The sequence below is a fragment of the Pseudomonas sp. SR18 genome (assembly GCF_023701505.1).
In the GTDB taxonomy this organism is placed as follows: domain Bacteria; phylum Pseudomonadota; class Gammaproteobacteria; order Pseudomonadales; family Pseudomonadaceae; genus Aquipseudomonas; species Aquipseudomonas cyclaminis.
The window spans coordinates 85,439-97,465 of record NZ_JAMQAU010000022.1 but is presented as its reverse complement, the minus strand read 5'-3'; the positions used below and the strand labels follow the sequence as shown (position 1 = coordinate 97,465).

The 12,027-nt window shown below is 61.0% G+C and carries 14 protein-coding genes; 3 read left to right on the top strand and 11 right to left on the bottom strand.

Features of this window, described 5'->3' with window-relative positions:
• The 3 genes from NDJ82_RS25195 to NDJ82_RS25185 form a co-directional block, all read right to left on the bottom strand.
• On the bottom strand, nt 1–802 hold an 802-nt coding region (locus NDJ82_RS25195), incomplete at its 3' end, for a substrate-binding domain-containing protein (protein WP_250926517.1).
• 35 nt (nt 803–837) lie between these two features.
• Nucleotides 838–1,659: an SDR family oxidoreductase gene (locus NDJ82_RS25190; RefSeq protein ID WP_099587155.1), complete on the bottom strand. Its 822-nt coding sequence runs from the start codon at nt 1,657–1,659 to the stop codon at nt 838–840.
• A 159-nt stretch (nt 1,660–1,818) separates the two neighbouring features.
• Entirely contained in the window at nt 1,819–2,298 is a 480-nt protein-coding gene (locus tag NDJ82_RS25185; protein WP_010208407.1) for a GNAT family N-acetyltransferase, read from the bottom strand.
• A 187-nt stretch (nt 2,299–2,485) separates the two neighbouring features.
• Here NDJ82_RS25185 and NDJ82_RS25180 point away from each other — a divergent pair, with 187 nt between their 5' ends.
• The 3 genes from NDJ82_RS25180 (at nt 2,486) to NDJ82_RS25170 (ending at nt 4,418) form a co-directional block, all read left to right on the top strand.
• Nucleotides 2,486–3,682 carry an MFS transporter gene (locus tag NDJ82_RS25180; protein WP_250926516.1) on the top strand — a complete coding sequence of 399 codons (1,197 nt, stop codon included), beginning with the start codon at nt 2,486–2,488 and terminating at the stop codon, nt 3,680–3,682.
• An 85-nt stretch (nt 3,683–3,767) separates the two neighbouring features.
• Nucleotides 3,768–4,106, top strand: coding sequence for a hypothetical protein (locus NDJ82_RS25175; RefSeq protein ID WP_099587157.1), 339 nt, complete (start codon nt 3,768–3,770; stop codon nt 4,104–4,106).
• A 51-nt stretch (nt 4,107–4,157) separates the two neighbouring features.
• Nucleotides 4,158–4,418 (top strand): hypothetical protein, encoded by a 261-nt coding sequence (locus NDJ82_RS25170; RefSeq protein WP_112196493.1) that lies wholly within the window; start codon nt 4,158–4,160, stop codon nt 4,416–4,418.
• Between the two features lie 59 nt (nt 4,419–4,477).
• Here the strand turns inward: NDJ82_RS25170 and NDJ82_RS25165 are convergent, their stop codons facing one another.
• From NDJ82_RS25165 to NDJ82_RS25130, 8 genes are all read right to left on the bottom strand, one after another.
• On the bottom strand, nt 4,478–5,395 hold the full coding sequence (locus NDJ82_RS25165) for a PfkB family carbohydrate kinase (protein WP_250926515.1): 918 nt from the start codon (nt 5,393–5,395) through the stop codon (nt 4,478–4,480).
• Nucleotides 5,388–6,854, bottom strand: a complete 1,467-nt coding sequence (locus NDJ82_RS25160) for a purine-cytosine permease family protein (protein WP_250926514.1) — start codon at nt 6,852–6,854, stop codon at nt 5,388–5,390. Before NDJ82_RS25160 ends, NDJ82_RS25165 begins: the two co-directional genes overlap by 8 nt.
• Nucleotides 6,855–6,923: 69 nt before the next feature.
• On the bottom strand, nt 6,924–7,925 hold the full coding sequence (locus NDJ82_RS25155) for an ADP-ribosylglycohydrolase family protein (RefSeq protein ID WP_191960257.1): 1,002 nt from the start codon (nt 7,923–7,925) through the stop codon (nt 6,924–6,926).
• Complete coding sequence (locus NDJ82_RS25150) at nt 7,922–8,635, bottom strand: GntR family transcriptional regulator (protein WP_099587162.1); 714 nt, start codon at nt 8,633–8,635, stop codon at nt 7,922–7,924. The genes NDJ82_RS25155 and NDJ82_RS25150 overlap by 4 nt, the downstream gene beginning before the upstream one ends.
• A 70-nt stretch (nt 8,636–8,705) precedes the next feature.
• On the bottom strand, nt 8,706–9,266 hold the full coding sequence (locus tag NDJ82_RS25145) for a DUF1285 domain-containing protein (protein WP_099587163.1): 561 nt from the start codon (nt 9,264–9,266) through the stop codon (nt 8,706–8,708).
• Nucleotides 9,267–9,293: 27 nt separating this feature from the next.
• Nucleotides 9,294–9,899, bottom strand: a complete 606-nt coding sequence (locus tag NDJ82_RS25140; protein WP_099587164.1) for a DUF4823 domain-containing protein — start codon at nt 9,897–9,899, stop codon at nt 9,294–9,296.
• 95 nt (nt 9,900–9,994) lie between these two features.
• Entirely contained in the window at nt 9,995–10,963 is a 969-nt protein-coding gene (locus tag NDJ82_RS25135) for a GTP 3',8-cyclase MoaA (protein ID WP_122753526.1), read from the bottom strand.
• A 113-nt stretch (nt 10,964–11,076) separates the two neighbouring features.
• A complete protein-coding gene (locus tag NDJ82_RS25130) occupies nt 11,077–11,745 on the bottom strand; it encodes a TetR/AcrR family transcriptional regulator (RefSeq protein WP_099587216.1) in 669 nt (222 codons plus the stop codon).
• Nucleotides 11,746–12,027 lie beyond the last annotated feature (282 nt).

The window sequence follows — 12,027 nt, the reverse complement described above, 5'->3', positions numbered from 1 at the left end:
CGCTGTCGGCCTTTTTCAGTTCGCCGATGGCGTCGGTGCCATTGATGCCGATGCCGATCACGTTGGCCGCCTTGAAGCCGGCGCTTTCCGTGGCGCGCACGCCGCCAAGCACGGTGTTGTCGTTCATCCCGCCGATGATCAGGTTTTTCGCGCCGCTGGGCAGCTTGACCAGCGCCGAGTTGGTGGCGTCCATGCTGCCGGGCACGTCGAGGGTTTTCAGCGCAGCGGTGAGGATATGGTCTTTCGGGATGCCAGCTTCTTCGAGGGATTTGATCGAGCCGTCGGTGCGTTTTTTGCCGGTGTCGAGTTCATTGAAGGTGTTGATCACCGCGTAGGTGTCTTTCCAGTCCCAGCCACGTTTTTTCGCTTCGGCGGCCATGGCGGCGCCTTGTTTCTGGCCCACTTCAAACGCGGCCATGCCCAGGTAAGGCACGTCCTCCATGAAATTGCCCTTGGCATCGACAAAGCGGTCATCCACGGCCATGACTTTCAAGCCATTGAGCTTGGCCTTGGCCACGATGGCCGGGCCGAGCGACACGTCCGGCGGGCAGATCACAAAGCCCTTGGCGCCGTTGGCGGCCAGGCTGTCGATGGCAGAGAGGGTTTTTTCGCCATCGGGCACGGCGATCTTGATCACCGTGAAGCCGTGTTCCTTACCGGCTTTTTCGGCGAAGGCCCATTCGGTCTGGAACCAGGGTTCTTCGGCTTGTTTGACCAGGAAGCCGATCTTTACTTCTTCGGCCGATACCGCGCCGCTGAACGCCAGGGCGAGTGCCAGAGTGCCAACTGCTTTCTTGAACATGGACCACCTCTTGTTGTTATTGAGCGTTACAAGTTCTAGTCGTGATACATCACAGACCGCCCGCCATCGATCATCAGGCAGGTGGCATTGATAAAGGGCGCCTCGTCGGTGGCCAGGAACAACGCCGTCATCGCCACCTCGACCGGCTGGCCGATGCGTTTGGGCGGGTGCAGGTCAAAGGCACGCTGGCGCTCGGCATGAGGATCGGGGAAACCGTTCCAGTAGTCGACGTTGAGTTGGGTTTCGATGTAGCCCGGCGCGATGGCATTGACGCGAATGCCTTTGGGCGCGTACTCGATGCCGAGGGCGCGGGTAAGGCCCAGCAGGCCATGTTTGGCCACCGGGTACGGGAAACAACCGGGAATAATGTGGCTGGAATGGGTGGAGGCGATGTTGATGATATTGCCAATACCCTGCTCGATCATGTGCGGCAGCACCGTACGGCAGCCAAACCAGGCGCCGTCGAGGTCGATGGCGAAGCAGCGGCGCCAGTCTTCGTCGGTCATTTCCAGGGGGTCACGGAACACGTTGACGCCCGCGCAGTTGACCAACACATCCACGCGGCCGAAGCGCTCGATGGCCACATTGACCAGAGCCTGCCATTGCTCTTTTGAAGTGATGTCGACGGCTTGCGCGACAATTTCAGCGCCGCGTTCGCGCCAATGGGCAGCCACCTTCTCGACTTTTTCGCCCTGGATATCGGCGATGACCAAGCGCGCCTGCTGGGCCTGAAAGCACGCGACGATTGCCTCGCCAATGCCTTGGGCGGCGCCGGTGATGATCACCACCTTGCCTTTGAGCCGCTCGCCGTAAGTGGGCTCGGGCACGGCGGGGAGTGACAATGGTTGTGCCTGCATCGCTTCACCTGTTTTATTTTTGGTAGTGAGTGCTGATGCCGCCGACTATAAACCCAGATCTTGAAACATCTCAATATATAAATTTGCATCCCATATTGTGAGCTAACCCATAAAAAAACCGGCCTTGGATTAGCCGGTTTTTTTGAGACGGGATGACCCTCAGCCGAGGGCAAAATCGCGCAATGCGTCACCTTCCATGCGATAGCGCACCCACTCTTCCTGTGGCTGGGCGCCGATGGATTTGTAGAAAGCAATCGCCGGCTCGTTCCAGTCCAGCACGCTCCACTCAAAGCGCCCGCAGCCGTTATCAAACGCGATCTTGGCCAAGTGGCGCAGCAGCTTCTTGCCCGCCCCGCCACCGCGTTGCTCGGGGTTGATGTAAAGGTCTTCCAGGTACAGGCAGTTGCTGCCCAGCCAGGTGGAATAGCTGAAGAAGAACACCGCAAAACCAATCGGCAGGCCATCGCGCAGGCAAATCAGGCCATGGGCGGTGGCGCCCTCGCTGAACAGGCTACGCTCGATATCCACCACGCTGGCGATCACTTCATGCCGGGCTTTCTCGTACTCGGCGAGTTCGGTGATGAACGTCAGGATCTGCGCAGCATCGCTGGGCACGGCGGGGCGAATCTCGATGGTCATGGGCAAGCCTTGGGCAATTTCAAAGCCGACATACTAAGGCGCTTTGATGACGGATTGCAGCGCATTTTCATGCGCCGCGCCGTTACTCCGGCCGGCACTGATGCAAGCACCAGCAACTACAGAACAAACCCGCTCAAGGTGCGTGATAAACAGTGGCCACTACTCCAACCATCTCCAGGCGGCCCCAATGCAGTCCACGTCCCCGGTGAGCACCCAACTGTTCGCCCTGTTTTGCCTCGCCAGTTTCCTGTTGTCGCTGTCTTACGGCTCGACGTTTTTGTTGTCGTTGCTGATTCATACACGCGGTGGCAATGAACACGATGCCGGCAGTGTGATTTCCACGGCGATGCTCAGCACCTTCGTCGCAGTGCTGCTTTCCGGGCACTTGGCGGATGCCTTGGGCGCGGCGCAGGCCATTGCCGGGATGGGCGTGTTGCTGGTGGTGGCGTGCCTGGGCTTTGCGTTGATGCCGGGGTTTGGTGAAGGATTGATGCTGTTCGGATTGTCCCTGGGCTTGGGTTGGGGGGTGTTCTACACGTTAGGGCCAATCATCGTGACCATGTTGGTGGAGCCCCGGCAGCGCGCCAAATATTTCGCACTGTTGTCGGGCAGCATGATGAGCGGCATCGGTTCTGGCCCTCTGCTGGGCCGGGCCGCGAATGCACTGGGGCTGCCTCTGACAAGCGCCTTCTACATTGCCGCATTGGCCAGCCTGGTCGGGGTGGGGATGTTCTGGTTGCTGGGCTCGGCACTCAAGCGTCATGCCACGGCGCCGGTGTCGAAAATTTCCTGGGGTGCCTGCCGTCGCGTGCTGTCTTCACGGGCAGTGTTTGCCATCGTCATGGTCGGGCTCGGGGGTTGCGTGTTTGGTGGGTTGTCTTCCTTCCAGACCAGCTACGCGGCGGCCCACGGCCTGGATTATTCGCTGTTCTTTGCCGGTTTTGTCAGTGCGGCGATCAGCAGCCGCCTGTTGATCGCCGGCTATGTGGTCAAGCGTGATGCCTATGTGGCCGCCTGCGTGCTGTCCGGGGTGATGCTGGGGTCGATTCTGCTGTTTGCCTTTGGCGTCAGCGGCAACGCGAGTTACCTGTTGGCTGCCGTGACGCTGGGGGTCGGATACGGCCTGACGTATTCGGTCATCAACGGCTTGGTGGCCAATGAGGCGCCAACCGGCACCACGTCCCAGGCGCTGCTGTTGTTCAGCCTGGCGTATTTTGTCGGGGTCTTCGGGTTTCCCTGGCTGGCGGGCTGGATCATCGTCGATTTCGGTCTGCCGGCGCTGATGCTCAGCGTGCTGGCCGTGGCCTTGGGCAATTGGTTGATCAGCGTGGCGCGTCTGATTTGGCGTCGGGCAACGTCACACAAAATCTTACAGGTAGTCTGATACCGTTCGTCGCCATCCAGGCACCTTCAACAAATGACGGCTGACCAATAAAGGGTAAGGACATTAATTCTACGGAGATATCCTCATGAAGCCTTCAAAGTTTGCTGCCTTCGCCCTCACCGGCCTGCTGTCCGCTGCCTCGCTGAGCGCCATCGCTGCCAGCTCGACCACCGGCCCGACCGATCCGACGCCGGACGCCACCACCGAATCGCAGAAATCCATGGGCACCGGCCTGGATACCAATGGCGGCGCCATCATCGATAACACCAACGGCGCCGACCCGCACACCAAGGGGCATGACACCGAGCGCCAGGCTCCTGCCGCAGTCGGCAACGGCAAAATGGGCCCGTCGGTCAATGAGCCGAAGATCAACAAAGGCGACGACTCGAACCTGCCGGGCGCGCCAAAACAACCTGCGCCCTAAGCCCTCGACCGTTAGACGAACACCCGATCATTTCCCCGTGAAGAGGTACGCATGAACGTCGATAGAAACCTTGAAAAAGAAGTCCTCACCCGCCTGCTGCACGCCCACCCGCAAGGTTTGGGCAAGGAGGTGCTGGATAATTACCGCGGCGAAAAAGAGGTGGCCAGTGTGTTGGCATTTCTGCAGGACCGCGGGCTGATCAAGGATGGGCATGTGACCACCGACGATGCCGGTGAATATTCACTGAATCTGCCGATCAAGCTGACGGCGTCCGGGGTAGATGAAGCGCGTAAGTTGGACGCCCTTCAGTAGCCTTCACGCAAACCCAATGTAGGAGGGGGAAAGCTCCCTCCCACATTTTTGATCTGCGTTTACTGGGTGAGCAAGGCGTCAACTTCTTCGGTGCCCGGCGAGGTTGCAGGGCCCCACTGTGTCACTGCCAGCGCCGCTGCCGCATTCGCCCTGCGCGCCGCCTCAGCAGGTTTCAAACCCGCAGCCAACCCGGCAATAAACACCCCTGCGTGCGCGTCACCCGCCCCATTGCTGTCCACCGCCTTCACCTTGAAACCCGGCACATGCTCGGCGCGCCCGGCGCGGCTGACCCAACACCCGTTCGGCCCATCACGCACTACCAGCAGCGCCTCATCAGGCAGATGCCGATTGAGGTCGAGCAGTGCGTCCGCCAGTGTTTTCGCACCGGTAAATGCCAAGGCTTCCGGGCCATTGCTGGTCCAGATATCGATGCGTGGCAACAAGGCGGCCATCAGCGCTGAATTCGGCGCCTTGACCAACGGGCCCGGGTCGAATACCACGGTGATCTCACGCGGCAAACCCAGCAACCAGTCGAGCAAGGCCTGGGCCTTGCCCTCCAGCAACAGGCTGTACCCGCTGACGTAAACATAGTCGTCGGCTTGCGGCACAACGCGAGCCAAATCCTCAGCACTCAAGTCGCCCTCAACGCCGATATGGGAGATAAAGGTGCGCTCGGTAGTGGCTTCGGTCAGCGAGACACACAACCCGGTGTCCTTGCCCTCACTCGCCGCCTGAGCCATTTCCACGCCTTCGGCCTGCATCGCCGCGCGGGCCAGGTCGCCAAAACGGCCATCGCCGTGGCGGCCCAGGTAAACCACCGGCAACCCGTTGCGTCGCGCCGCCGCCATCACATTAAAGCCGCCGCCGGCTTCGAAACTGGCCGATTGCGCCAGCACGTCGCCGCCGCTGGCGGGCAAGGTCTCGAGGGCCATGACCAGGTCGACGATGACCTGGCCGGTGTGCAGCAATCTAGACATTGGGGCTCTCGACTAACGCCGGGCGACGATCAGCCGCGCCGCCCAGTACGGCATAAATCCCGCCGGCCACCAGGAAGGTGACGATCCAGCCCAGGCCGTTGTGGCCCAGCCAGGAGTCGGACAACGGCCCGGCGAACCAGATGTTCTCGGCGGTGGTGCCAATGGTGGTGAAGCTGAAACCCAGAACAATCGCCACGGCCCAGGCGCCAAACGCACGCCATTCCACACCACCGCGGTACCAGTAGGCGCTGCTTGGGCTGACGTCGAGCAGATCCTTGGGGCTGTAGTAGTGACGGTGGATCAGGTCGACCACAAAAATCCCGACCCATGCGGTGATCGGCACCGCCAGCAACGAAATGAAGGTGATGAACGGGCCGTAGAAACTGTCGGCGATCAGCATGAAGTAAATGGAGCCTGCGAAAATCGCCACGATGTCGACAATCACCGCGTGTACGCGCTTGACCTTCAAACCGAGGGTCAAGGTGGTGAGACCGGCCGAGTACACCGACAGGTTATTCGACAGCAGTAACCCACCGAACGCGGTGATCAGGTACGGCACAGCCATCCAGGTGGGCAGCATGTCGCGGATCGCAATGATCGGATCGGTGGCCGAAGCCAGGTCATTGTTGCCCACCGACAGCAGGCCACCGAGGGTGATCAGCAGCACCAGTGGAATCCCCGCACCAAACGCGGCGGATGCCACCAGGCGCACGGCCTTGACGCTACGGTGCTGGTAGCGCGACATGTCGGCACCGGCGTTGGCCCAACCGATACCGGTGCCGGCGGCCATGGTGCCGACGCCGATGATCATTGCGCTCAGCGGTGCAGGCGTGGCGTTGAACACGGCGCTCCAGTCGATGGTGGCGCACAGGAAACCGCCGACCAGGATGTTCAAGGCGCCGAACACATAGGTGGCCCACTTCTGGATCACCAGCAAGGTGGCGTGGCCCAGGCCGGAAACGGACAGGGTCAGCAGCACGAAGATGGCGATAAAGATCAAGGTCAGCACCGGCGCGCTTTTGGCCTCGACTGGCGAGCCGAACAGAATCGAACACAACGACAGCAGCACAAAGGCGGCGGTGGTGGTGTTGACGGTTTCCCAGCCCAGGCGCGACATCAGTGACACCAGCGTCGGGCCGATATTGCCGCGCACGCCGAAGATGGCGCGGGACAGGGTCAGGCTCGGCGCACGGCCACGACGACCGGCGATGGAGATGATGCCCACCACCGCAAAGGAGCCAGCAGCGCCAAGGATCGCCACGATGATTGCCTGCCAGATCGCCAGCCCCCGGAACGCCACCAGCGTCGCGCCCAGCGGCAAGCCGAGGATGCTGATGTTGGCGGCGAACCACACCCAGAACAGTTGCAGCGGATGGCCATTGCACTCGCCTTCGGGGACGGGCTCGATGCCGCGTATTTCCAATTGCCCGGCGTTTTGGCCGGAAGATGTGCTGCTCATGAGGGGCGCTCCTGGTGCCTGTATTATTGTGGTTGTGGCAGGTATGCAAGGTGAATCGTTATTCCTGGCTCAGCGCAGTTTCAACAGCGCTTCAACCAACGGCTGCAAGTCCAAGCCGTTCACGGCCTTGACCTGTTCGATCATTGCCACAGGCCAGCACTGCATGCCCAGACAAGCGCCGAGCATCGCCCCCAGAATCGCTGCGATGGTGTCGGTGTCACCGCCAAGGCTAGCGGCCAGGCACAGGGCCTCGAAGGCGTTCATAACCCCCACCGCCACTTGCTGGGCCAGGGCAAACGACACCACCACCGATTCCTGGGAGGCAACGGAGGTGCCGATCAATTCGTAGAGCAGGTCGGCAAACAGCGCTGTGTCACCGCTGCCGACACTCAAAGTGCGCGCCCAACTGATGCGGGTGGATATGCGCCCGCCGGCAATCCAATGACCCTGGCCTTCCGCCTGCTGGGCGATCTGGGTACCGATGTTCAGCGCTTCGCCGAGGTCCACACCGTTGATGCCAGCGGACACCACTGCCGCCACCGCCGCCGCACTGGAGATACCCAGCGTGGTGTTATGAGTGACCTGGCACGCCTGGATCACCGCCTGGATAAACGCTGCCGGGTCGCTGACATCGGCGGCGATACCCACGGGCGTGATGCGCATGGCAGCACCATTGGTGGTGCCGTAGCGGCCGGATTCCTCAGGGGTATGCCCGGCCAGGATCATGTCGATAGCGCGTTTGGTCGACGGGCCGAGCAGGTCCTGGGAACCCTTGGCACGCATCACCGCTTCCCAGTCGATCAGGCGCTGGGCGAGCACGATGGGCTCGATCGTGCCCTGGCCTTCGACCAGCAACTCGCCGACCAGAATGGCCTGTTCGGTATCATCAGTGATGGAACCAGCGGGCATATTCGGCGCGATGGGTTGATCGGCACCGGCATCCTCCAGGGCGGTGATCGCACCGAAGCGCTGTCGCACCTGCTCGCGGCTCAGGGACTGAGTGGGCATGCCCAGGGCATCGCCCAGCGCGAGGCCGTAGAAAGCGCCGAGGGCGCGAGTATCCGTGGTCATTTCGAAGATCCAAATTGCAGGTGCAGGCGAAAGTGCAGAGGGTCGAGCAAGCTTTCGACGTATTCCATAAAGCGCTCGCGCCGGTCGTAGGTGGTGCGCGAGGCCTTGAGGAACACGCTGCCCGCCGGGCGGCCGAGCAACTGGGCGTCTTCATCGCTGAGGGGTTCGGCGCCTATCCACTGGTCCCCTTCAGCGCCGATATAGCCGTAGGCCGCCAGGGTGATGGTCAGGGAATTGTCGATCAGGCCGACACGGGGCAGGCTTTCCAGGCCACCGGACTCGGGCATCAGCGAACGCTCCAGGGACACCGCAGTGCCATCGCTGGTGCGCCGGCGACGGTCGAGGGCGATAAAGCGCTCGGTGCCGAACCGGCTGAACAGATCGGGGCGCGTCACCGCTTCCAGGCGCAGGATATCGGTGGTCACCAATGCACCGGTGTCCGCCAGAGCCTGTGCCCACCCGCTGTTTTGATCGAGCACCATGCCGTCAAACGTGACGATGGAGCCGACGCCGCTCTGGGTCGCGATGTAATTGCGCCGCTTGAGTTCGGCCAGGGCTTCGCGCAAGGTGCCGCGGCTGACCGCAAACTCCTCGGCGAGCTGGTGCTCGCCCGGCAGCAGGAAACCGTCGGCCATCACTCCACCCTCGATACGGCGGATGAGCTCGTCGACGACACGTTTTTTCTTGTCAAATCGGACATGTCTAATCATGTACAAATTGATAACCGAAACGGTCCTTATGCAGCAAGCGAATTATTTCAGGGAGATGAAAAAAGCGGCCTCAGGGTTCCAGGCCAATCGGGAAAAACTCGCCGCCGCTCCAGACGCCCAGCCAGTTCTGACCGTTGATCGGGCGGCTTACAGCAAGCTCCACCAATTGGTAGAACACGTTGCGATGCACCAGGGCTTCGAGGTTGGTGCGTACCCGTAGATAGGGCGCAGGTTCCTGGGTGACTGGGTCGATGACCACCCGCAGCGGGTGTTCGATATCGGCTTCGATCTGTTCATCGACGTTGGTGGTGAAGCGCAGCAACTGGCTTTCGCCCTGCCCTTCGACCTCCAGGGTCAGCGCGACAAAGGGCGCATCGTCGACGGTGATGCCGACTTTTTCCACCGGAGTAATCAGGAAGTAATCATCGCCGTCGCGGCGGATGATATTGGAGAACAACTTGACCATCGGCTTGCGCCCGATGGGCGTGCCTTGGTAGAACCAGGTGCCATCGCGGGCGATGCGCATGTCGATATTGCCGCAGAAATCCGGGTTCCACAGGTGCACCGGCGCCGGTCCCTTGCCTTTGGGCAACTGGGCCAACAGGTCGTTGGCCTTGGCGGAATCGGTCATGAGGTTCTCCCTTTTTTTGATCTGGCCCTACTGATCACCCATGCCCAGCAGACCTCGGGCGTACTGCGCGAGCGGGCGGGCAATCAGGTCTTGTGGCCGATTGTCGTGGAACGTCAGTAAACCGCCACGACTGCGAATGCGTGCAGTATCAATCAAATACTGGGTGCTGGTCTCGATCAACATGATCTGGATCACGCCGCTGTCCAGCCCAACCCGGTCGAGGGCCTCTTGATCGGCCCACTCATCGGCGTTGCCGATACGGTCATCCGCCTTGGCGAATCGGCAGTACAGCAGGTAGTGGGCACCGGCCGCACGGGCTTCGGCCATCGCCTGCTCCAGACCTTCGGGCTGACGGGCGCGGCGCACCATAGGGAAGTATTCGACGAAGCCGTTGAAGGCTTCCTCGGCTACCACGTTCGGACGCGGATAGGCGCTGCCCGGCGGCACGAAGGCGCCCTGGGCGATAAAGACAAAGGAGTCCGGCTGTATGCGAACCGACGCCGTACGGCGGGTATCGCTGTGGTCGAGCAACCCGGCATCACTCATCTGATAGCGGGTGCCTTCGGCCATATCGCTGACGGTCATGCAACCACTCAGCGTCAACGACGCCAGCAACAAAACCAGACTACGCATCCTAATCCTCCAGAAGCCGGTGACGGAAAACCGGCGAATGGGCGTGAGATGCAGGTTCTGGGCCAGGGGAGCAGCTTGAAGCTACACGCTCGGCGTCAGCCGCCGATGATCTTCATGATCGTGGCCCCGCCCGAGAACGCCACCTCCTGTTTGTCGCCCAGAGCCTTCATCAGCAATCCTTGCAGCGCCGGCAGCGCCTGGTGGCGCGGCTTGTCGAGCAGGTCGCCGACGTAGTGACGGTTGCTCGACGACAGGCAACCATGCAACCAGCCGGTGGACGACAGGCGCAATCGCGAGCAGGTACGGCAGAACGGCACGCTTTCATTGGCGATCACGCCAAAGTAGCCCTTGCCCGGCACCTCGTAGCGAACGGCGGTTGCATCCACAGGGGCGTTGGCTTGCAGGTATTCGTGATGTTCGCCGATCAGGCTGAGCAGTTGCTGCAGGCTGACGAATTGTTGCAGGAACGCATTGGAATCCTTGGCCAGGTGGCCCATGCGCATCAACTCGATAAAGCGCAGTTCATAACCACGCTCCAGGCAGTAGTCGAGCAGTGGCATGACCTGGTCGAGGTTCTGGCCGCGCAACGGCACCATATTGACCTTGATCTTGATTCCAGCGGCGCGAGCCTGGTCCATGCCATCGAGCACGGTGGCCAGGTCGCCGCCACGGGCGATGCTGCGGAAGGCATCGGCATCCAAGGTGTCGAGGGAGACGTTGATACGTCGAATGCCGGCATCCACCAGCAGTGGCAGTTTGCGCGCCAGCAACTGGCCGTTGGTGGTCAGGCTGATATCGCTGAGCCCCATGCCGCCGACTGCGCCCATAAAGGCTTCCAGCTTGGGGCTGACCAACGGCTCGCCGCCCGTGATGCGCAGGCGGTCGATGCCCGCCGCTTCGATCAGGTAAGCCACGCCACGGGCCATGGCCTCGGCCGAGAGTTCGTCCTGGGCAGCCACCAGCCGCTTGCCGTTGGGCACGCAGTAGGTACACGCGTAGTTGCAGGCTGAGGTCAGGCTGATCCGCAAATTGCGAAAACGCCTGCCTTGACGATCAACGATCATGGATCACTCCGGCAGAGGATGATTCGGGCGCGCTAAAAGCTGACTGATAAATCAGCTTTTAGCAAGATCCTTGCCTGAGTATATTCCTGGGGTACTACGCCTGGCAGTAAAGATTACGACGCCGGCGTCTCAACACGCGCAGAGTCGACAGCTGCTGGCTCGGTGCTGTGCTTGCGCTTGTTGCCCATGCGCACGCCGATGTCCATCAGGAACTGGAAGAACCCTTCCTGGTCTTCCAGCACATTGCTCCAGAACGGCGAGTGGTACAGCGCCACGGCGCCGTGCACCAAGGCCCAGGCGGCGCAGTAATGGAAGTACGGCGGCACGTCTTCAAGCTTGCCTTCGCTGATGCGACCCTTGATCAACAGGGTCAGGCGTTCGAAGTTCGAGGCGCGGATCTTGTGCAGTTCCTCGACCATCTCCGGCACCTGATGGCCCTTGACGACTTTCTCTTCCAGGCGGTCGAACAGGCGGTAGCGCTGCGGGTCGCGCATGCGGAACTCGAAGTAGGCGCGGGACAGCGCTTCCTTGTCCTTGTCGACATCGGCAGAGTGCAGCAGCTCGTTCAAATCGCGCTCGTAGTCGAGCATCAGGCGCAGGTAGATCTCGGCCTTGGACTTGAAGTGCTTATAAATGGTGCCTTTGCCGATACCCACGGCATCCGCGATCATCTCGACGGTGACGCTGTCTTCGCCCTGTTCGAGGAACAATTTGAGTGCGGTGTCGAGAATTTCCTGCTCACGGCGGCGAAACTCACGGACCTTACGGGGTTCTTTGTGCATGAGGAAGAGGTCTGCAAAGGTCGGAATAGGGAGGGTCGCGCAGGGCCACGAATACATGGCGATACGATTTACCCAGTGCGAGGGATTATCCCGACTGAACGGTCGTTGGGCAACGTCTATGTGAACCCGCTACGCACTTTACTTTCAGAGTGCCAACGAATTCATGGCTATCAGTCAGAAATAATACGCAACAACTGCACCCGTGCACCGGCCCAATGAGAACTCAAGCGAAGCCCCTGTATTCCAAATCTGTTTAAAAAACGATCAGTCGCGACTGGACTG